The organism is Collinsella aerofaciens (genome assembly GCF_015557435.1).
Classification (GTDB): Bacteria; Actinomycetota; Coriobacteriia; order Coriobacteriales; family Coriobacteriaceae; genus Collinsella; species Collinsella aerofaciens_Z.
In genome coordinates this window covers 63,348-85,246 of the sequence record NZ_JADNOH010000085.1, presented here as the reverse complement: position 1 = coordinate 85,246, position 21,899 = coordinate 63,348, and the positions used below count along the sequence as shown (strand labels likewise).

The 21,899-nt window shown below is 58.7% G+C and carries 14 protein-coding genes; 4 read left to right on the top strand and 10 right to left on the bottom strand.

The annotated features are described in order from the left end of the window. Positions 1-349: 349 nt before the first annotated feature. A complete protein-coding gene (locus I2G43_RS08440; RefSeq protein WP_195535812.1) occupies positions 350-1,426 on the bottom strand; it encodes a DUF4179 domain-containing protein in 1,077 nt (358 codons plus the stop codon). Further along, positions 1,377-1,895 carry an RNA polymerase sigma factor gene (locus I2G43_RS08435; RefSeq protein ID WP_195535811.1) on the bottom strand — a complete coding sequence of 173 codons (519 nt, stop codon included), beginning with the start codon at positions 1,893-1,895 and terminating at the stop codon, positions 1,377-1,379. Before I2G43_RS08435 ends, I2G43_RS08440 begins: the two co-directional genes overlap by 50 nt. Before the next feature lie 21 nt (positions 1,896-1,916). Between I2G43_RS08435 and I2G43_RS08430 the strand changes: the two genes are divergently transcribed. Further along, complete coding sequence (locus tag I2G43_RS08430) at positions 1,917-2,084, top strand: hypothetical protein (RefSeq protein WP_195535810.1); 168 nt, start codon at positions 1,917-1,919, stop codon at positions 2,082-2,084. A gap of 12 nt (positions 2,085-2,096) precedes the next feature. Here I2G43_RS08430 and I2G43_RS08425 read toward each other — a convergent pair whose 3' ends face one another. Together I2G43_RS08425 and I2G43_RS08420 are read right to left on the bottom strand one after the other, a co-directional pair. Next, positions 2,097-6,575, bottom strand: coding sequence for a DNA-directed RNA polymerase subunit beta' (locus tag I2G43_RS08425; RefSeq protein ID WP_195535809.1), 4,479 nt, complete (start codon positions 6,573-6,575; stop codon positions 2,097-2,099). Between the two features lie 6 nt (positions 6,576-6,581). Next, positions 6,582-10,010 (bottom strand): DNA-directed RNA polymerase subunit beta, encoded by a 3,429-nt coding sequence (locus I2G43_RS08420; RefSeq protein ID WP_229071722.1) that lies wholly within the window; start codon positions 10,008-10,010, stop codon positions 6,582-6,584. A gap of 618 nt (positions 10,011-10,628) precedes the next feature. Here I2G43_RS08420 and I2G43_RS08415 point away from each other — a divergent pair. Next, complete coding sequence (locus I2G43_RS08415; protein WP_195535808.1) at positions 10,629-12,233, top strand: zinc ribbon domain-containing protein; 1,605 nt, start codon at positions 10,629-10,631, stop codon at positions 12,231-12,233. A 178-nt stretch (positions 12,234-12,411) separates the two neighbouring features. Here I2G43_RS08415 and I2G43_RS08410 read toward each other — a convergent pair whose 3' ends face one another. The 4 genes from I2G43_RS08410 to I2G43_RS08395 all read right to left on the bottom strand — a co-directional run bounded on the left by I2G43_RS08410 (position 12,412) and on the right by I2G43_RS08395 (position 16,278). Beyond that, positions 12,412-13,320, bottom strand: a complete 909-nt coding sequence (locus I2G43_RS08410) for a UTP--glucose-1-phosphate uridylyltransferase (protein WP_089572499.1) — start codon at positions 13,318-13,320, stop codon at positions 12,412-12,414. Positions 13,321-13,634: 314 nt separating this feature from the next. Beyond that, the gene (gene rplL / locus I2G43_RS08405; RefSeq protein ID WP_006235005.1) at positions 13,635-14,012 is read right to left on the bottom strand and encodes a 50S ribosomal protein L7/L12; all 378 of its coding nucleotides are present in this window, start codon (positions 14,010-14,012) and stop codon (positions 13,635-13,637) included. A gap of 102 nt (positions 14,013-14,114) precedes the next feature. Next, entirely contained in the window at positions 14,115-14,636 is a 522-nt protein-coding gene (gene rplJ / locus I2G43_RS08400; protein WP_195535807.1) for a 50S ribosomal protein L10, read from the bottom strand. Between the two features lie 505 nt (positions 14,637-15,141). Continuing rightward, a complete protein-coding gene (locus I2G43_RS08395; protein ID WP_195535806.1) occupies positions 15,142-16,278 on the bottom strand; it encodes a pyridoxal phosphate-dependent aminotransferase in 1,137 nt (378 codons plus the stop codon). A 93-nt stretch (positions 16,279-16,371) separates the two neighbouring features. On the opposite strand from I2G43_RS08395, the gene I2G43_RS08390 reads away from it, so the two are divergent. After that, positions 16,372-17,031 carry a hypothetical protein gene (locus tag I2G43_RS08390; RefSeq protein ID WP_195535805.1) on the top strand — a complete coding sequence of 220 codons (660 nt, stop codon included), beginning with the start codon at positions 16,372-16,374 and terminating at the stop codon, positions 17,029-17,031. Position 17,032: 1 nt separating this feature from the next. On the opposite strand, the gene I2G43_RS08385 is transcribed toward I2G43_RS08390, so the two are convergent. Beyond that, a complete protein-coding gene (locus tag I2G43_RS08385; RefSeq protein WP_195535804.1) occupies positions 17,033-17,596 on the bottom strand; it encodes a DNA-deoxyinosine glycosylase in 564 nt (187 codons plus the stop codon). A 3-nt stretch (positions 17,597-17,599) separates the two neighbouring features. After that, entirely contained in the window at positions 17,600-18,976 is a 1,377-nt protein-coding gene (locus I2G43_RS08380; protein WP_195535803.1) for an alpha-amylase family glycosyl hydrolase, read from the bottom strand. Between the two features lie 332 nt (positions 18,977-19,308). On the opposite strand from I2G43_RS08380, the gene I2G43_RS08375 reads away from it, so the two are divergent. Then, positions 19,309-21,891 carry a dynamin family protein gene (locus tag I2G43_RS08375; protein WP_195535802.1) on the top strand — a complete coding sequence of 861 codons (2,583 nt, stop codon included), beginning with the start codon at positions 19,309-19,311 and terminating at the stop codon, positions 21,889-21,891. Positions 21,892-21,899 lie beyond the last annotated feature (8 nt).

The window sequence follows — 21,899 nt, the reverse complement described above, 5'->3', positions numbered from 1 at the left end:
GGGCCGGGAATCCGACGTGCTCGTCGGAACAACGCTACCTGCCAAAAAGGGACAGGTTTATTTTGGTAGGTTTAACCTGGGGAAATGCCACGCTCCAGCGGCGATCCGACCTCACTAACACATGTAGATTGGCGGTGTTTTCGGAAGTATGCGGCAAATTCTGGACCTGCCGAGCACACCGGGGTTTTGCGATAACAAACCAGCAGGTAGAGCGCTTGAGCATATGCGGTGTGGTCGACCCATCAAGATTTTGCCGCATACTTCCGAAATTCAGTCGAATATCACTCGTAATAACCGCCTATTTAACGCAAAATGGGCCGTTTCCCCTAGTAGGAAGCGGCCCCAAATCTTACGAATAGACGATGGTAAAGGGTACTTCTGTTTCGGTCTCTCCTGTTGATGTGTACCTCGTGCCCTCAAGGGTTACCGAGACCACTTGATCGACATTGATCAGTTTTGTCGGCACTGAGATGTTCTCTCCACTATTGCGCGTCATCGAGACATAGAAATTGTACGCGCCCGCAGCATCGTCTTCGATAATCTGCTCCGATCCATCCTTGTAGGTAACGGTCAACTTTTTCGTGACTGCGTCAATGCCCAGATCGTCGATGTGCGTCTGGATGGAAAACGGGCTGATCTCGAGAGGCGAGTCATCGGAGCGGAGTTCCTTTGTATCGACGTACGCTCCAACGTTAAACTCGGGCGTCGATGCCTCGAACAGCTTCGCGTCCTCGCCTTCGCCCTCAGTCCAGCAGATATTCCAGGTGACCGCATGTCCCAAATCTCGCTCGCGATTCCACGAGGCAAAGTACATCGTGCCATTAATGACCGTGTCGCTTGATGTGTCCTTATCAATTGTGCAGCGTGTATCAGCCCATTCCTCGCCGAAGTTCATGCTGGGCGTGCCGATGCCTTGTTCTTCTTCACCATAGAGAACAAGTTCGCCTGTCTCTGCTGCCGGCTTGTAGTAGTTAACGCCATTTGGATTGGACAACGTAAACGTCACGGCTCCGCAGCCGTTTTGGTCAATAGCCATCTCATGGATATCAAGCGTATAGCCGTTACCCTCGACGGACAGATTAACCTCCTGGACTGCACCCTCCAGGCTTTGGGGCGCGATGCCATCACCAAACTCTCTGGTGTAGGTATATTTAGTCCCCGACGAGCCACCTTGAGTCCAGGTAATGGACTCTCCGTTGCCATGGTTTCCCCAGGCTGAGGCAAAATAGCTGGAATTGACAACGGCGTAGGCGACCCCTCCGGTCGCCAACACTCCGGCAAGACATCCGATTACGGCAACATACAGAGGTTTCGCGTGACCCTTTCGACGAAGCGGCTTTCCAGCCGCAGCATCAATAACACGGTCGGCAAGATCGCTATCGGCTTGGATGGACTCGAAGGCCTGCTTGATTTGATTGGATTTCACGGTCGCCCTCCTCTAGGATGAATTTGAGCTTCGATCGACCACGAGCTAAACGCGTTCGAACGGTCGCGGCTGGCACATGCAGTAACTCGGCAATCTCTGCGGTCGAAAAGCCCAGATAGTAATAGAGCACGATGGGAACACGGAATCGCTCCGGAAGTCGCATAACGTCTGACAGGACCGCCTTGGTCTCCTCCTGCGCCGTCGAAAGCGAATCGGCCAGGTTCTCAATATCCTCCACACGCCTCCATGGCTTTCGAAAGAGCGATTTGCATTCATTGATCGTGACCCGGATAAGCCAGCGGCGAAGATGCTCCCGACTTTCAAAGTGTCCATCGCTTTTAAGCAACTTAAGAAAGACGTCTTGGGCAATATCGTCGGCATCGGCGCAATCGCGCAGGTACGTCAATGCGATCCGAAACACGACATCCCGGTGATCTTCGACCGCCTGTCTAAATGCTTGTTCTTCCATAATCACCTCCCGGTGACGTTAATGATTATCGATGAGGCCCTCACCATAGATACGCTCTGGCCGGACGAATTGTTTCAAATTCAAGCAGGAAAAACCTACCAAAATAAACCTGTCCCTTTTTGGCAGGTTTTCTTCAACAAAAAAGACCCGCTTCCCTGTTGGGAAGCGGGTCTTTGGAAGGGCGGTTAACGTACTAGGAAATTATTCCTCGTCGTTGTCCTTGGCCTCTTCGGCGTCGTCGGTGTCTACGAGCTGGTTGAGCAGCTCGTCGAGGGAAGCCATGTCCTCGTTGATGGCACCGTTGGCGGGAGCCTTCTTGTCGTCGATCGGGGCGCCCAGGAGCTCCTCGTCCTCGTCAGCGTGATGCGTCGGAGCAGCGGAGGTGCCCAGCAGGATGTCGTCCGGACCGTCGGGGCTAAAGACCATCTGCAGCAGCTGCGAGAGGTCTTCCTCGTCGGCAACGTCGTCGTTGTTCTCGAGGATGTAGAGCAGGTCGTGGGCCTCGAGGCCGTCACGGAGCTCCTCGATCGCCTTGGCACCGATGCCATCGATGCGCAGCAGATCCTCCTCGGACTTGCCGACCAGGTCGCCGACCGTCTCGATGCCGACCTCGCTGAACTTGTTGGTCCAGCGCTGCGACACGCCCAGGTCGTCGAACAGGTACAGGCGAGCCTTCTCGGCGGAGATGGTGTGGCCGTTGCGGGTGAACGAACCGTCAGCACCACCGAACTCGTCGTAGCCGGCCCAGTCGAGCTGCTGCGGGAGCTGCTCGTCCAGGTCCTTGAGCTCAACCGGAGCCCACTCGGGCAGCGACTTGGCGTTGGGCGAAGCCGGGCCATCGATGTCCACGTAGCCGTCGGCCGTACGATACGTCAGCTTGGCGTTGGCGTACGGCTTGAGGCCGGTACCGGCCGGGATCTTCTTACCGACGATGACGTTGGACTTAAGGTCGAGCAGGTGGTCGACCTTGCCCTCGATGGCAGCCTCGGTAAGGACGCCGGCGGTACGGATGAACGAAGCGCTCGACAGCCAGGAGTCGATGTTGGACGCGACCTTGAGCGTACCCAGGATGACGGGCTCGGCCACGGGAGCCTGACCGCCCAGACGGGCAACGCGCTCGACCTCGTCGGCAAACTCGTAGCGGTCGACGTACTGACCAAGCAGGTACTTGGAGTCGCCGGGGTTGGTGATCTGAACGCGACGCAGCATCTGACGTGCGAGCACCTCGATGTGCTTGTCGTTCAGGTCGACGCCCTGGCTGGTGTAGACGTCCTTAACGCTCTCGACGAAGGTGTGCATCGTCGACTCGATGTCGGTCAGCTTGCGCAGGTTGCGGAAGTTGACGAAGCCCTTGGTGATCTGGTCGCCGGCGCGAACCTCGCAGCCGTCCTCGATCTCGGGCATGAAGCGCACCGAAGCGGGGACGCGACGCTCGTCGAGGACACGGGTGTGATCCTCGGAGTCGGTGAGCGTCAGCACGTACTCGGACTTCTCGGGCTTGATCGAGAGGTGACCGGAGTACGGAGCCAGCTCGGCCTCGCGACCCAGGATCTTCTCGTTGACGTTGCCGACGATATCGAACATACGGCTGACCGTAGGCAGACCCTGCGTAATATCGTCGACGCCAGCGACGCCGCCGGAGTGAATGGTACGCATCGTAAGCTGCGTACCGGGCTCGCCGATGGACTGGGCGGCAATAATGCCGACGGCAGTACCGATAGCGACCGGACGACGGGTGGAAAGATCCCAGCCGTAGCACTTCTGGCACACGCCGTACTTGGAGCGGCAGGTGAGCAGCGCGCGAAGCTTGACCTTCTTGAGGCCGGCATCGACCATCTTCTGGATGTCGGCGACCTTCTCGATGTAGCCGTCCTGCTCAAAGAGCACGGTGCCATCGGGAGCCACGACGTCCTCGATGAAGCAACGGCCAACGAGGTCGGTGTTGAGGTCGGTGGTGCCGGGGATGATGAGGTTGTAGGTGACGCCCTCGTGCGTACCGCAGTCCTCCTCGCGGACGATGACGTCCTGGGCCACGTCGACCAGACGACGGGTCAGGTAACCAGAGTCCGAGGTGTGGGATGCGGTATCGACCAGGCCCTTACGGGCGCCGTAGGTCGAAATGAAGTACTCGAGCGGCAGCAGGCCCTCGCGGAAGTTCGCCTTAATGGGAAGGTCGATCGTCTCGCCGGACATGTCTGCCATCAGGCCACGCATGCCGCCGAGCTGACGCAGCTGGGTCTTAGAACCACGGGCGCCGGAGTCGGCCATCATGTACAGCGGGTTCTCCTCGTCGAACATGTCGAGCATGAGCGCTGCGACCTTGTCGGTACAAGCGGTCCACTCGTTAACGACTTCGATGTGGCGCTCCGTCTCGTTGATGAAGCCCTCCTCGAAGTACTCGTTGATCTGGTCGACGTTGGCCTGGGCGCGGTCGAGCAGCTCCTGCTTCTCGGCAGGGATAAGAGCGTCCCACACCGAGATGGTGAGGCCGGCGCGGGTAGCGTAGTGGAAGCCAGAGTACTTGATGGCGTCGAGGATCGGGCCGACCTTGGCCTCGGGGTAACGATCGCAGCAGTCCGCAACCAGCTTGGCCACGTCGCCCTTGACCATCTTGTAGTTCATGAACTCATAGTCTTCGGGCAGGCACTGGCGGTTGAAGATGATGCGGCCGATAGAGGTCTCGAAGCGCGCGGTCTTGTTGCCGGTGACGTCATAGTCGACAAACTCGTTCTTGCCGTTCTTGACGCGGAAGATACGGGTGCCGTCCTCGTTGATGACGTTGGCGTCGGCAGCGGACACGCGGACCTGGATCTTGGCCTGCATGTCGACCTCGGAACGGCAGTCATAGGCGTGCAGCGCGTCGTCGAAGCTGGCGAACACGTGGTTCTCGCCCGGCAGACCGTCGCGGACCTGGGTGAGGTAGTACACACCGATGATCATGTCCTGCGAGGGGATGTTGACCGGCTTGCCGGATGCCGGCGAGCGCAGGTTGTTCGCAGAGAGCATGAGCACGCGGGCCTCGGCCTGAGCCTGGCTGGACAGCGGCACGTGGACAGACATCTGGTCGCCGTCGAAGTCGGCGTTGAAGGGCGAGCAGACCAGCGGGTGCAGGTGGATAGCCTTGCCCTCGACCAGCACCGGCTCAAAGGCCTGGATGGACAGACGGTGCAGGGTCGGTGCACGGTTGAGCAGCACGACGCGGCCGTCGATGACCTCTTCGAGGATGTCCCACACAAAGGTGGCACCGCGGTCGATAGCGCGCTTGGCGCCCTTGATGTTCTCGACCTTGCCGAGCTCGACCAGGCGCTTCATAACGAAGGGCTTGAAGAGCTCCAGCGCCATGGTCTTGGGCAGACCGCACTGGTGCAGCAGCAGCTTGGGGTCGGTAACGATAACCGAACGGCCGGAGTAGTCGACACGCTTACCCAGCAGGTTCTGACGGAAACGACCCTGCTTGCCCTTGAGGGCCTCGGCGAGCGACTTGAGCGGGCGACCGCCACGGCCAGAGACCGGGCGACCACGGCGGCCGTTGTCGAACAGGGCGTCCACGGACTCCTGGAGCATGCGCTTCTCGTTGTTCACGATGATCGCGGGGGCGTCCAGGTCGAGCAGGCGCTTGAGTCGGTTGTTACGGTTGATCACGCGACGGTACAGGTCGTTGAGGTCGGACGCGGCGAAGCGGCCGCCGTCGAGCTGGACCATCGGGCGCAGATCGGGCGGAATGACCGGGATAACGTCCAGGATCATGTTCGCGGGGCTGTTGCCGCCCTTCAGGAAGGCGTCAACGACCTCGAGGCGCTTGACGGCCTTCTCGCGCTTCTGCTTCTGGGAGTCCTCGTCGGCGATGATGGCCTTGAGCTTCTCGGCCTCGGAAGGAAGGTCGATGGCGGCGAGCAGGTCGCGGACGGCCTCGGCACCCATGCCACCCTTGAAGTACATGGAGTAATAGCGGGTCATCTCGCGGAACAGCGGCTCATCGGAGATGAGGTCGCGCTCGGTGAGCTTCATGAAGGCGTTGAAGGCGTCCGTACGGAGCTGCTTCTCGTCCTTGCACTCTTCCTCGATATCGACGATGCCGGAGGCGATCTCCTCGGGGGTCAGCGGCTCCTCGTCGGAGAACTCGTCAAAGTTCTCGGGGTCGCCCTGCTCCTTGAGGGACTCGATCTGGCGGGCGCACTCGGCATCGATCTCTTCCAGATCGGCGGCGAGCTCCTCGCGCAGGTCGTCGGCGTCGGCCTCGCGGGCCTCATAGTCAACCTCGGTGATGATGTAGCTGGCAAAGTACAGAACCTTCTCGAGGTCCTTGGACTTGATGTCGAGCATACGGCTCATCGGGAAGCTCGTGGGGCTCTTGAAGTACCAGATGTGGGACACGGGAGCGGCGAGCTCGATGTGGCCCATGCGGTCGCGACGCACCTTGGCCGAGGTGACCTCGACGCCGCAGCGCTCGCAGACGATGCCCTTGAAGCGGATGCCCTTGTACTTGCCGCAGGAGCACTCCCAGTCCTTGGCGGGACCGAAGATCTTCTCGCAGAACAGGCCGTCCTTCTCGGGCTTGAGGGTACGGTAATTGATGGTCTCCGGCTTCTTGACCTCACCGTGCGACCAGGAACGGATCTGGTCGGCGGAGGCAAGGGAGATCTTTACCGAGTCAAAATCAGTAGCTTCGAAATCTGCCACAGTCAACTACTCCTTATCAGTGGTCGTGGCGGCGACAGCCTCGGGTGCCTCGGCGGTCTCGGCATCCTCGGCCTCGACGTCGGCGTCAACGCCGGCGAGCGCAGCCAGGTCGTCGAGAGCGGAGGTCTCCTCGGCGGTCACAGGGGCGGAGGCGTCCTCGTCGGCATCGTGCATGGGCTCGATGTCCAGTGCGAGGGAGCGGATCTCCTTGACGAGAACCTTGAAGGACTCGGGGATACCCGGGACAGGAACGTTCTCGCCCTTGACGATGGACTCGTAGGTCTTGACGCGGCCCACGGTATCGTCGGACTTGACGGTCAGGATCTCCTGCAGGACGTTGGAAGCACCGTAAGCGTACAGTGCCCAAACTTCCATCTCGCCGAAGCGCTGGCCGCCGAACTGAGCCTTGCCGCCCAGAGGCTGCTGGGTAACCAGGCTGTAAGGGCCGGTCGAACGGGCGTGGATCTTGTCGTCGACCATGTGGCCGAGCTTGAGGATGTAGGACGTACCCACGGTAATGGGCTCGCGGAACTCCTCGCCGGTGCGGCCGTCGAACAGACGGGTCTTGCCGCGCTCGTCAAGCTGGGTGACGAACTCGGGGCGCATGTGATCGCCAAAGGCAGCGGTGGCCTTGTTGAGCATGTTCTTGTTGGCACGACGGATGACCTCGGCGATCTCGTCCTCCTTGGCGCCGTCGAAGACGGGCGTGGCGGTGAAGAACGGACCGGGGACGTACTTGTCGGAGTCGGCCTGCTCGGTATCCCAACCGCACGCAGCAGCCCAGCCAAGGTGGCACTCGAGCAGCTGGCCGACGTTCATACGCGAAGGAACGCCCAGCGGGTTGAGGATAACGTCGATCGGGGTACCGTCAGCCATGTAGGGCATGTCCTCGACCGGCAGAACGTTACAAATAACACCCTTGTTGCCGTGGCGGCCGGCGATCTTATCGCCCTGCTGAATCTTACGACGCTGGGCGACGTAGACGCGCACCTGCTCGTTGACGCCGGGGGCCAGGTCGTCGCCGTTCTCGCGGCTAAAGCGGACGACGTCGATAACGCGGCCGTAAGCGCCGTGAGGCATCTTAAGGGAAGTGTCGCGAACGTCGTGGGCCTTGGCACCGAAGATGGCGCGCAGCAGGCGCTCCTCGGCGGTCAGAGCGCTCTCGCCCTTAGGCGTGACCTTGCCGACCAGGATGTCGCCAGGGCCGACCTCGGCGCCGATACGGATGATGCCGTCCTCGTCGAGGTTGGCAAGCATGTCCTCGGAGAGGTTCGGGATCTCGCGGGTGATCTCCTCGGGGCCGAGCTTGGTGTCGCGGGCGTCGATCTCGTGACGGGTGATGTTGATGGTCGTCAGCAGGTCCTCGGCCACCAGGCGCTCGGACACGACGATACCGTCCTCGTAGTTAAAGCCTTCCCACGGCATGTAGGCCACGGTGAGGTTCTGGCCCAGTGCGAGCTCGCCGTGATCGGTCGAAGGACCATCGGCCAGAGGCTCGCCCTGCTCAACGGTGTCACCGACGCGCACGAGCGGACGGTGGTTGATGCAGGTGGACTGGTTGGAGCGCTGGTACTTGGCCAGGTGATACTCGTCCATACCGCCGGCATGCTTGACGATGATCTTGGCGGCGTCGGCAAAGATGACCTCGCCGGCGTTCTTGGCCAGGGTGACCTCGCCGGAGTCCAGAGCGGCGCGACGCTCCATGCCGGTACCGACATAGGGAGCGGCGGGGTGAACCAGCGGCACGGCCTGACGCTGCATGTTAGCGCCCATCAGCGTACGCTTGGCGTCGTCGTGCTCGAGGAACGGGATCAGCGTGGCTGCGACGGAGAGCATCTGGCGCGGCGAGACGTCCATGTAGTCGACGTCCTCGACGGGCACGTCGGCGGGAGCGCCGAAGGAGCCGTCGAAGTCGCGGGTACGGGCGATCACGGTGTGCGGGCGGACAAGCTTGCCCTCGGCATCGGTCGTGATGAACTCGTTGGTCTTGGGATCGAGCGGCGTGTTGGCCGGCGCGATGACGTGCTTCTCTTCCTCGTCAGCGGTCATCCAGTCGATCTGGTCGGTGGCAACGCCGTTCTCGACGCGACGGAACGGAGCCTCGATGAAGCCATACTCGTTGACGCGGGCGTAGAGGGCGAGCGAGCCGATCAGGCCGATGTTGGGGCCTTCGGGGGTCTCGATCGGGCACATGCGGCTGTAGTGCGAATTGTGAACGTCGCGGACGGCCGTCGGCACGTTGGTGCGGCGGCTGGAGCCGGACTTGTGGCCGGCAAGACCACCAGGGCCGAGTGCGGACAGACGGCGCTTGTGGGTCAGACCGGTCAGGGGGTTCGCCTGGTCCATGAACTGCGAGAGCTGCGAGGAACCGAAGAACTCCTTGATGGAAGCCACGATCGGACGGATGTTGATAAGCGACTGCGGGGTGATCTCGTCGATGTCCTGGGAGCTCATGCGCTCACGGACGACGCGCTCCATACGGCTCATGCCGATACGGAACTGGTTGGCGACGAGCTCGCCGACGGTACGGATGCGGCGGTTGCCGAAGTGGTCGATGTCGTCGACCTTGAAGCCCTGCTCGCCGGCAGCGAGGGACAGGAGGTAGCGCAGCGTCGCGACGATATCCTCGTCGGTGAGCACCGTGACCTCTTCCTCGGTGGTGAGGTTGAGCTTCTTGTTGACCTTGTAACGACCGACGCGGGCCAGGTCGTAGCGCTGCGGGTTAAAGAGCAGACCCTCGAGCAGGCTGCGGGAAGCGTCCACGGTGGGAGGCTCGCCCGGGCGCAGGCGACGGTAGATCTCGATGAGGGCGTCCTCGCGAGTGAGGGCGGTGTCGCGCTCCAGGGTGCGCTTGATCACATCGGAGTTGCCGAGCAGCTCGATGATGTCGTCGTTGGTGACGGCGATGCCAAGGGCGCGCAGGAACATCGTGGCGCTCTGCTTGCGCTTACGGTCGATGGAGACCATGAGCTGGTCGCGCTTGTCGACCTCAAACTCAAGCCATGCACCGCGGGACGGGATGATCTGGGCCTTGTAGATCTGCTTGCCCGAATCCATCTCGGAGCTGTAGTACACGCCCGGGGAGCGGACGAGCTGCGAGACGACGATACGCTCAGTACCGTTGATGATGAAGGTGCCCTGATCGGTCATCATGGGGAAGTCGCCCATGAAGACGAGCTGCTCCTTGATCTCGCCGGTCTCCTTGTTGGTGAGACGGACGTCGGTCAGAAGCGGAGCCTGATAGGTCATGTCCTTCTCGCGGCACTCCTCGACGGTGTGCGCGGGATCGCCGAACTGATGCTCGCCGAAGGTAACCTCGAGAACATGGTTCTGGCTCTGGATGGGGCTGGATTCCTTGAACGCCTCACGAAGGCCCTCATCCTTAAAACGCTCAAAGGATTCCCTTTGAACAGAGATAAGGTTGGGGAGCTCCATGGCCTCCGGGATTTTCCCGAAGCTGACGCGCTTGCGCTCAGTGGCAGTGTATGCGTAGGTCACCAGGTTTTTCCTCCTTCACGGAAATGCTCGGTGGGTTGGCGAGGCATAGCTTCGCCAGTTATCGCAACCTAATAGTTTATCAGGTACCGACCGTTGGGCAAGAAAAGCCTTGACGCGATTGAGTTTTTGGAGTAGCAAAGTTTTTCAACAGAAGAGATGCAGGTAGATAGGTATGTATCGAACACCTGTTCATATATTTTATGTGAACGAGACTGCTGGTGCGGGCCGCTGAACGGCGGAATGACGGCGAGGATTGGTCAATCGGAAACTGCGTCCCGTTTTGAGGCCTCAAACTGGGTCGCAGTTTCCGGTTGAGCCCTGTTCGGGAAAGCGTGTCCCGTTCTGAGCCGATATTCCGGGTCGTAGTTTCCGCTAGAGGCCCCAACCGGAAAGCGCATCCCGGAATTCGACCGAAGAGTGGGACACGCTTTCCGGCAGCACGCGACAAAGCGGCCGCCGCTTTATCACGTCCATTTGACAATGTTGCGCAACAGATTCTTCGAATCCGGCATGAAGATACTAGATAGTTACGTATAACCCAACGAAAGGATTGCCATGTTCAAGAGCATCCGAAAAGGCGGGAGGATCGCCGCGGTCACAATCGGCATCGTAGCGGCGCTGACCCCGCTGGCCACCCCCCCCGCAGCATTAGCTGACGGCCTACCGACGCCGGAGCTTGAGAAGTCATTTACGATCGATGTCGAGAGCGAATACTCGTCCGCATGGTTCATGAATGATGGAAAATATGCCATTATTGGAGATGAGGACTCGAATTCCAACACAATCGGCTATTCGCGGCTTGACCTTACAACCGGGGAAGTCACTCCGATCAGTCTACCAAAATCGAAGTCCTGCAACATTTATATCACCTTAGATGGCAAGCGCCTTTATTGGCGAGACGGCAACAAGCTCATCTTCTTTTCCATCAAAGACCAGCAACGGACCGTTCACTCTCTACATATAAAGAAATCTGAGTTCCTCACCTTTAGGTTAAGTGAAGACGGAAACACCCTCACCCTCTATAGGGATAGGGATAACGATGGCAAAGCAACAAAAGTGGACGTTTTCGATTTGAAGTCAGATGAGATAACGTTTAGCTACAGCCTTAAAAAAGGCGAAATAAGCGCCACAACATCAAAAGACGGAAAACGCCTGTATGTCTATTCGTATCGAAAGAAAAAGTCCCAACTCAAGGTAATCGACATTCCCGATGGTTCCACGTTAATAAAAGAGATACCAGGCAACACTAAATGCGATTCTATAAGTAGGGTATCTAGATCAGATACCCTACTTATTAGAGGCGCTAACAGTGATGGTGAAGACCATCACACCTTTTTCAAAGCAGACTATGACGGGAACATCGATACCGTTGCAGACGGCAGCAAAATCTGGATTTACGATGCTAGAGGGGCTCTCCTCCTGGCTCAGATAGGCGAAAACGACGACACAATTGTCATCGACTCGCAGACTGGAAAACAAATCAGCTATATAAATAGGAATGACGACGAAGATTCCTGGTTATCCATCAGTGATATCTCGAGAAATGGCGATATTGCATTGACCGGAGCCTCGAGCGAAAAAACTAACGCCATCCGCCTTGTTGATACACGGAACGGCCAGAGATGTGATTATAAAATTAAGTCAAACCACAGATGCCGTCCCTGCTTCCTCGACAACGACCGAAAGATCGCCGTGGACTATACCGATCCCAAAGACTCAAAGAAGTTGCACGTCGACATCTACAAGTCGAATATCCACTATAGCCCGATCGAAAAACTCATCTTCTTTGCCCAGGACAACATGCCAATCGTTATTGGCGGTGGGATTGCGGCTGTCCTGATAATCATCGGAGGCATCGCAGTCGTTTGCATCCGTCGCAAAAAGCGCGACGCGGCTCAAACAAGCATCGCCGGCACTGCATCCAAAGCGAAGACGCGCAAGGGCAGCCGCCGAAAGAAGCATGCTCAGCAGGAGCAGATCGCTCAACAATCTTCTGCTGATTCGGCATTTGATACACAATGGCAATCGTCAGGGGAGCCCCTCACAGTCATTCCCCAGCAGCCGGTCGCATCTTCTGCCCCGAAATTCTGCCGCCACTGCGGCACCCCACTCGTACCAGAAGCCAAGTTCTGCCCCAAGTGCGGCCATCCGGTCGAATAGCACCTGACAAGCGAACCCACAGCCAAATCGGGCCGCCCCTCACGGGACGGCCCTTTTGCTTGGAAGGAAATCAGGTGAAGCGGCAGGATGTGACAAAGGGACTGTCCCCTTGTCACATTGGATGAAAAAAACGGGTGCAGACCTAAGTCCACACCCGTAAATGTTGATGCCCGAAGGCTTACTTGCGCATCAAGCCGCCGCGCTCGTCGATGGCGTCCCAGAAGGCGCTGGCGAAGCGAGGATCGCTTGCGGCCATGAGAGCGTTGGTGGCCATCCAGCCAGACGGGGTACCGGTGTCGTAGCCCGAGAGCGGGTCGATAACGACAGCGTACATGGCCTCGCGGTCGAGCGAGCGGGCCATGGCGTCGGTAAGCTGGATCTCGCCGCCCTTGCCGGCCTGCTGATCGGCGAGCAGGTCCATGACCAGCGGGCTCAGCAGGTAACGGCCGACGATGTAGAGGTTGGACGGAGCCGCCTCGGGAGCAGGCTTCTCGACCAGACCGCCGATGCGCCAGACAGCGCCCGGCTCGGCATCGGCAACGCCCTCGGCGCCCTCGAGCGAACCGACGCGCTCGCCGGCGATAACGCCGTAGCGGCTGACTTCCTCGGGCGAGCAAGCAGCGACGGCGATAACCGAAGCGCCACCGTGCTCCTTGGAAACGGCGAGCATCTTGTCGCAGATGTCGCGGTTAGGCACAACGTAGTCGCCCAGAAGAACCAGGAAGTTCTCCCCTGCCACGGCGTCGGCAGCAGAGCGGATAGCATGGCCGAGACCCTTGGGCTCGTACTGATAGCGGAAGTCGACCGGCATACCGCCAGCGTGGGCGACGGCATCGGCATAGGCGTTCTTGCCGCGCTCGCGCAGCAGATTCTCAAGCGAACGGTCGGGCTGGAAGTAGCTCAGCAGCTCGGGCTTACCGGGAGAGGTAACGATGATGGCGTCGTCGACCTCCTCGGGGTCGAGTGCCTCCTCAACGACGTACTGGATGACCGGCTTGTCGAGCACCGGCAGCATCTCTTTGGGCGTGCACTTAGTGCCAGGCAGAAAACGCGTGCCAAGACCGGCGGCGGGGATGATTGCCTTCATGTTATTCAAGGATCCTTTCGCAGGCGCAGAATGCGCCCTGTGCGTGCGGCACAGCGGCCGCAGACCAAATTGCGATACCGAAGTATCTTACCGCCGGAGACATACGTCGCCGTAAGGCAAACGCAATTCTTCAGCAGGTCAACGCAAATTATTGCTCGAATGGTGCAATTTTACGCCCCAGCGGTAACGGGATTGGCACGGCAAAGACAGCGGTGTTCTGCATGCCGAGCAATGGGAATGAGGGGACAAAAACAAAAAAGACGGGGCTCGCAATGCGAACCCCGTCTGCAAAGAAATCTGGCGAGAGAGCCTGATTACTTGAGGGTGACAGCAGCGCCAGCAGCCTCGAGCTTCTCCTTGGCAGCCTCGGCGTCCTCCTTCTTGGCACCCTCGAGAACAGCCTTGGGAGCGCCCTCGACGACCTCCTTGGCCTCCTTCAGGCCAAGGTTGGTGAGCTCACGGACGGCCTTGATGACCTGGATCTTGTTGTCGCCGAAGCCCTCGAGCACGACGTCAAACTCGGTCTTCTCCTCGGCCTCAGCAGCGCCAGCAGCGGGAGCGGCGACAACAGCGGCAGGAGCAGCGGCGGAAACGCCGAAGGTGTCCTCGATAGCCTTGACGAGCTCGGAAGCCTCGAGAAGGGTCATTTCCTTAAGAGCATCGATGATCTCATCGGTGGTAAGCTTAGCCATTTCTAAGTCCTTTCGGTTTCCGTGCGGATGCACGGAGATCAGTTAAAACACGGCGCGAATGCGCCAGGGGTGCGACGTTGCCGCCGCGGGTGAAAACAGCGACTAGGCTGCCTTCTGCTCGGAGACCTGCTGGATCGAACGAGCGAGACCAGAGGAAACGCCGTTGACGCAGACAGCGATGTCGCGAGCGAAACCGGAGATGAGACCGGCGATCTGGCCGAGAAGCTGATCCTTGGTGGGCAGCTCGGCGATAGCCTTAACATCATCAGCGGAAACGGGCTTGCCGTCGGAGATACCGCCCTTGATCTCAAGGACACCCTTGGACTTAGCGGAGAAGTCCTTAAGGGTCTTAGCGGCCTCGACCGGCTCGGTCTCGTAGAACACATAAGCGACGGGGCCGGCGAGGATCTCGTCGAGCTCGGGCTGCTCCTGGTTCTTGAGAGCGATCTTGACCAGGTTGTTCTTGTAGACCTTCATCTCGGCGCCGCACTCGCGAAGCTGATGACGCAGCTCCTGAGCCTGCTTAACCGTCAGACCGTTGTAGTTGACGACGAACAGACCGGCGTTCTCGGCGATACGAGACTCGATCTCTGCAACCTTGTCGATTTTGTACTGCTGGGGCATGAATTACACCTCCTCGAATTCTTTCCGGGCACGGTCCGCCACAAGGACGTGACGGGGGCATGTCCAAAAAGAAAGCCCCCGCGCTGCATGAGCGACGGGGGCGAGAAGACATATCAACTCGACCACCTCGGCTGGCGGGATATCCCATTAAGCTCGCGGGCGATGCCCGTTTGCACCGGCTGTCTCTGGCAGCGGATTCGTGCGTGAACCGAAAGTATTATGGCGGGGACCCCGGCGTCGGTCAACGGGAAACTGGGCTGCACACAATTCCACCATCCGGCCACACCGCCGAAGGCCAGGCGCAAGGTTTTCGCTCGGTCAGGTCCTGGGCTCGCTCGGAAAGCACATTAAGTGCTTTCCGGCTCGTGCGGAATCTACGAAAACCTTGCGCCTGGCCTTCGGCGGCGCGGCCTGCGTCAACTATGGGGCAGGCCGGTTTTCCGTTGGCTGACGCCCCCACTCATAAGCCTTAAGTCGGTGGGCTGATGGGTTGGGTCCCGTTGGGCTATAGGGTTGAGACGAAGGTGGACAGGCGGCGGAGGCCTTCGTCTAGGTTTTCGTCGCTTACGCAGTAGCTTAGGCGGATGTGGTTTTCGGTGCCGAAGCAGTTGCCGGGGACTAGGGCTACGTTGGCTTCTTTGATGGCTTTGATGCAGAAATCTTCGCTTGTTAGGCCGAATTTTTTGATGCTCGGGAAAGTGTAGAAGGCTCCTGCGGGCTCCACCACGTCGAGGCCCATGGTGTCTAAGGCTGCGAGGACTCGTTTGCGGCGGGCTCGGTAGACTTCGAGCATGGGGGTTGGGTCGACGGTGAGGGCTCGGGCTGCGGCATCCATCTCAAAGGAGACGGCGCTCGATACTAAGTATTGGTGAGCCTTTGCGATCTCGGCGATGACGGGGGCTGCGGCTGCGAGCCAACCCAAGCGCCAGCCGGTCATGGCCCAGGGCTTGGAGAAGCTCTCGATGACCACCGTCTGCTCGCGCAGCTCCGGGTGTCGCTGGGCGAAGCGCTCGTAGCCGTCCACATAGACGAGGCGGTTGTATACGTCGTCGCAGACTACGTAGATGCCCGCCTGCTCCGCTACGCGCGCCACGGCGTCGAGCGATGCCGCGTTGAGAATGCAGCCCGTGGGATTGTTGGGCGAGCAGATAACGATGGCCTTGGTCGCCGGGGTCACGCAGGCGCGAAGCGCTTCCTCGTCAATCTGAAATTGCGCGGGCTCCGTATCCAAAAAGACCGCTTTGGCGTGATTGGCCACGACGGTGCTCTCGTACAGGCCAAAGGCCGGCGTGGGGATGATGACCTCGTCGCCGGGGTTGAGCATAGCCATGAATGTTGCCGACAGGGCCTCGGTCGCGCCGTCGGTCAGGATGACCTCGTCGGCCGCAAACGTAAGGCCCGCGTCCCCCATGTAGGCAGACAGCGCCTCGCGCAGGGCGGGACGGCCGTTGTTGGGCGGATAGTGCGTATCGCCGCGGTCCAGCGAAGCAGTCACCTCGGCGCTAATCACGTCGGGCGTGGGAAAATCAGGCTCGCCGAGCGCAAGCGCAATGCATCCCGGATGCTGGGCGGCGAGCGCGTTGATTCGGCGGATGCCGGAGGGCTTGAGCGTGGCAAGCGAAGTATTCATGGGCAGGCGCATGGCGTTCCTTTCGTAAGGGTTGCACTAGGATAGCGCGGCTAGGCGCCGCCAGACGGTGTAACCTAAACGGAAACCAACTGGAAAGGAGGCGGCATGGAGACGATCGCGCGCGGCGATGTACCAAAAACGCTGCAAACCATTGCGTATATCAGCATTCCCAATAGCTCCGATCTTGAGTTTTTGCTCTGGGACCTGCAAGATGCCATCGCGGCCTATGCCCGGCTTTCCGACACCGTACTTCCCCACCCGGTTGACTTGAAGGCGGATGATGCCGGTGCAGTCGATGGCATGGTGCTCGCTGTTGATGATGCATTTGACGATGAGGCTATGATCGCTGTCGAGCAGATACTCGATCGCCTTGGAAATACAGAGACACGCATCTATGTCGTCGTCCAGGCCGCGTCCAAAAACAACAAGCAGGCGGACGAAGTTCTCGACCGCCTGTATCGGGCATGTCTTCTACGTGACCTGCCATGGTGCGACGGCGTTGTCATCTGTGCCGGCAGCGGCATTGCGGCGCTTCGCCACTCCCCGCGTATGGGCCTCTTGCGTCGGCCATTTTCGGAAGCGATGGATAAGCTTGTGGGCGCTGTGCGCATGGGCTGCTCCATTGAGCATGCGCAGCTGCTTGGCGGCGGCAATGCCGGTAGCGTCGATGCCGACGGCATGGTGCGCGTCAAGCCCGCGCTGCCCGCACCGATCTGGCATGCCATCATGAAACGCCTCGGCACCCGCGCCCAATCAGATATCTAAATTACAGAGCGCCCCAGTCAACGGCCTCGCGCCAGCGCCCAACAAGGCGCTCTAGGCGCCATGCCGCATTGGCGGGACTTGTCGACGGCAGAACGATGGCCGGCAGCCCGGTGCGTTCTTGTAGATAGCGCTTGTAGAGCCGACCAGCTGTACCACCGTTGCATATCACCTGCTCAATGGGAGCTGCGCCGGTAATGCGCTCGACATGCGCCGGAACGACGTTTTTGATGCTGGCGTCACTCGAACCCTTAATGTCGCAGCTCTCGATCACGTCCCACAGGGCCACGCCGCCGTTCAGCAGCATAGCCCGCTTGGCGGCAATCGAGGCATCGAGCGTCGCGGGCTCGCCGCTCGCCAAAGAGTCTCCCTCGTTGGGCGGCACGGGCGCACCAAGGCACGCGGCCATCACGCGCCAAAAGCGGTTCTGCGGATTGCCATAGTAAAAGGCATTGGCACGCGAGAGCACCGAGGGAAACGACCCCAGCACCAAAACGCGCGAGCGCTCGTCAAACACGGGCTCAAGCCCATGCTCAATATGCTGATAGCCCTCGTCCGGCGCAGTCATGAATTAGGCCCTCAGCAGATAACGCACCTCATAGGGCGCAAGTTCAAGTGAGCTCGACAGCTCGACCGTGGGCGCATCGTCGGCAAGCAGGTCGACAAAGGACCCGTTGAGTTCGCCGGCTCCAAAGGTATAGGGCTCGTTCACGGCATTGACCGCCACGAGCACCGTCGCGTCGTCGCAGGCGCGCTCGAACAGCAGCTGCTTGTTCTGGATCACCACGTTGCGATAGGCGCCGTAGTTGAGGGCGCGGGCCGCCGCGTCGTTTGCCGAGCGCAGGTGCGCCAGCTGCGTGACAAATGCCGTCAGCTCATTGGGCGCAGGCTCGTCAAGCGCAGGACGTAGCGCCCAATCGCCATCGGGGCCGCCCTTTTCGCCGGCAATCCCCCACTCGCTGCCGTAGTAGACGCACGGAATGCCCGGCATACCGAAGATCATGCCGTAGGCGGGGCGTAGGCAGGACTTGTCGGTAAGGATGCTCGCCAGGCGCGGCACATCGTGGTTGTCGACAAACGACAGCAGATGCTTGCCGCGATAAATGCACCACGGGTCACCGCCAAACTGGCGATGCAGCGAGTGGGCAATCTCGAACATGTTGACCGAGTTAAAGCTGGAGTACAGGCCCTTGTAGCACTCGTAGTTGGTGCAGGAGTCGAGCATCTCGTCGTTGACGATCTGGTTGTAGTCGCCGTGGAGCGTCTCACCAATCAGCACAAAGTCGGGCTTGAGCTCACGGGTAAAAGTATGCAGGCGACGCATGAAGTCGCGGTTGAGCATATAGGCGACGTCCAGACGCAGGCCGTCGATGCCAAAGACCTCGGCCCAGCGACGCACGGACTCAAGCAGGTAGTCGACCACGGCGGGATTTTGCAGGTTGAGCTTCACAAGCTCAAAATGGCCCTCCCAGCCCTCGTACCAAAAGCCGTCGCCGTAGCACGAGTCACCGTCAAAGCTGATGTGGAACCAATCCTTGTACGGCGAGTCCCACTTGCGCTCCTGCACATCGCGGAAGGCCCAAAAGCCGCGACCGACGTGGTTGAAGACGGCATCGAGCACCACGCGAATGCCATGGGCATGCAGCGTCTCGCACACGGCGGCAAAATCGGCATCCCCGCCCAGGCGACGGTCGATATGGCGCAGGCTGCGCGTGTCGTAACCGTGGCTATCAGACTCGAGTGGAGGATTGATCAGCACGGCGCCAATACCGAGTTCCTGCAGGTAGTCGGCCCATTGGGCGATTTTCATGATAGGAGCATCGGGGTTGGGCGCGACGTTGACAGCCTGGGCGAGCTCATCCTCGACAACGGGCGCGGCGTTTTCGCGCGGAGCCCCGCAAAAGCCCAGCGGATAGATCTGATAGAACGTCGTCTCGTATGCCCACATAGCAACCTCCCGATAAGCTCAACACAACGACATCCATTGTATGCCCGGCTTGTATCCTCTCCCCCAAAATAAGTTGCGGTGGAATAGTTCCTGCCTGGGCCTTCAGAGGCCTTAAACAGGAACTATTCCACCGCAACTGATAAGGGGACGTGATTAGGCGACGGGCTTTGCGCGGCGTATGGCTGGGAACATTACGGCGATGGCGAGGATCTTGCCAAATAAATGGTACTGCCGAGATGCCGCCGAGCGAATAGAGGGGTGTCCGCACGGGCGGCTACCCTATGATAAAGGCGGCATATTCCCGCACCTGATCTACTAAAGGTAGTTGAACGATGGCAGACATTAAAATCAAGATCGTCAGCAATCCATATCAAGAAATTGTCCGGTTCTTCCGATGGGATAACGGCTGGCAAGAAATAACGACATCTACAAATCCCAATAGCGCGCTCCATAGCACGAAGATCGTTAATGGTTTCTTCCCCTTTAAGGCCGAAGAGATCATCGACATCCTCGCCAAAGAGTTTGGTGGTGGCGACAGAATTGAATTGCATTTTGAAGGAGCAGACGACGAATGGCAGGAGTTGCTCGCCATCTGCACCGAAGGGCCACGTGCCAATACATACGAGGTCATACGAGACGAGCGCTATCTATCAAACGCCCGTGACGTCTTGCCGGAAATTGTCGAAGTCTTCAGAGAAATCCAGGGGCTTGTAGACGAAGCAGTCTCCGAGCGAACAAAAGTCTCTGAGCAAATTAGGAAGTTCACCGATGTCTCGAGCGACATCATCCCGCTGTGTGTGCTCGGCAACTATAGTGCAGGCAAATCGACGCTCATCAACGCCCTCATTGGCATGGAGATCCTTCCCAGCGGCGACGAGCCTGTAACGGCCCGCATATTTCAAATCAAACGTTCAAAAGACCGAGATCGCGCAATGGTTCAATTCTCCTGTGGCAGCAGGCGGTTCTTGCTGCGCTTTGATCTTGATGGCCTCATGGAAAACAAAGAGCTTGTGGGGGAGCCCCTATACGACAAGATCGCGGCCAAAGTCGCCGACTCCATGCCCGGCATGGCCTCTCATATGAACAGCGCCCTCAAGGTTCTTAACTCATACCATGCCGATGAAGACGACCGGACCATCTCCGATCTGATCAGAATCGAAGTGCCCTTTAGCGATACCGATCCATGGCCTCACGACAGGGAGTTTGTCATCTTTGACACCCCGGGGTCAAACTCTGCCTCCAACGTCGATCACGCCCGAGTGCTCAAACAAGCCATGGAAGGCCTCTCGAACGGTCTTCCCATTTTCGTTGCCGAGTACACCACACTCGACACGAAAGACAACGAGAACCTCTCCAACGAAATAAAGGAGATCCCCGCAATCGATGAACGCTTTGCCATGATCGTAGTCAACAAGGCGGATTCCGCCGACCTTCCCAAAGGCGGGTTTGACGACGAACGAGTCTCGGACATCATGCGCCAGTTCATTCCGTCCAGGCTCTATGGTCAAGGTATCTACTTTGTTTCTTCCATCCTCGGCCTAGGCTCAAAGAACTCCGGCGAGTTTATAAGCGACAACTATGCCGAAAGATTCGAAGACCAGCAGCGTAAATACACCGACCCGACAAGCCGCTTCTACAAAACGCTCTACCGTTACGATATCCTTCCGGGACAGATCTCGCGCAGAACCAATCGCGAATCCGAGGCTTGCAAGGACCTCCTTCTTGCCAATAGCGGACTCTTTTGCATCGAGAACGAAATACGCCTGTTTGCCGAACGGTACTCCGCATATAACAAATGCAGCAGGTCGGAATCACTTCTGCAAGAAATTGTCGGCATAACCGAAGAAGAGATTGCCGACAAGAAAACCGACCTTGAACAAAAGAAAGCGCAGCGAGAAGCCGAACTCGAAGAGGATAAGCGCGCTCTTATCGATCAGCTCGAAGCCTGCAAGGAGCATGCAAAGGAAGATGCTTCGGCAAGCTATAGGGAAACAATCGACAAGAGGGTTTCGGCCAAACAATGGGAGACCAGTCTTGATGCGCTCCAGGCACGCCAAAACGCCATTACCGAGGAAAAGCGAGAGGGGCTCGAGTACTCAAAACGCTCAATCGCGGCAGCGAAAGCATTTGATTCGATTGCACCCAACTTCTTCAATAGGCTCGGCGACTCCATAAAGGGAAGCCAGGTCAATGCGCAAAAGGATAGTGAACCTTGTCCAACGGGTGGCCTTGCGGACGTTGGCAAGGGTCTTTGCGATGACATAACCGATGCATTTCACAAAAGATCCGATGCAAAGGCTGCCGAAAGAACAGCCGACAAAGATGCCGCTGACCAACTCTTTAACGAGGTCATCAATCACTATGACGAATGTACCGAGCAAATAGCTCAGACCATCGATGAGCTGTCGCAAAGCTATTGGAAGGATTGTGCGGAGCATAGCCGCGATGCCCTCTATCGCATCGCTACCAGCAGTGACAATCCTCTTTCCGAAGAAAAGCGCCAAGAGGTCGGCGATATCATTCTTAAATATCGTGGCCTCGCGCTCGATAAGACAAAGGGCCCCATTTTCAGCAAGGCAGACTTTACCGAACTGAAGCTCATGGACCGTGTCATCTTTAAATCCGACAAGCTTTTGCTTAGGAAAGTCGAAGATAAATTCAACCGCGAAATCTCACGGTGTTTCTGCGAAGCACGCGCCGAAATAGAGCGCGAGCATACCTACGGCTTTACCGAATGGCTCAACGAGCTGCTTGGCCAAATTACGAGCAATATCACCGACTACAACCCGGTGCTCCATGACCATGTCGAAGACATCAACAGGCAAACCGCGGAGATCAACGCTCTCGAGGCAAAACTCGAGACACTCAACAATCGAAAAGAATACATTGCGCGCGTCATTAATTGGAAGGAATAGGCTGATCG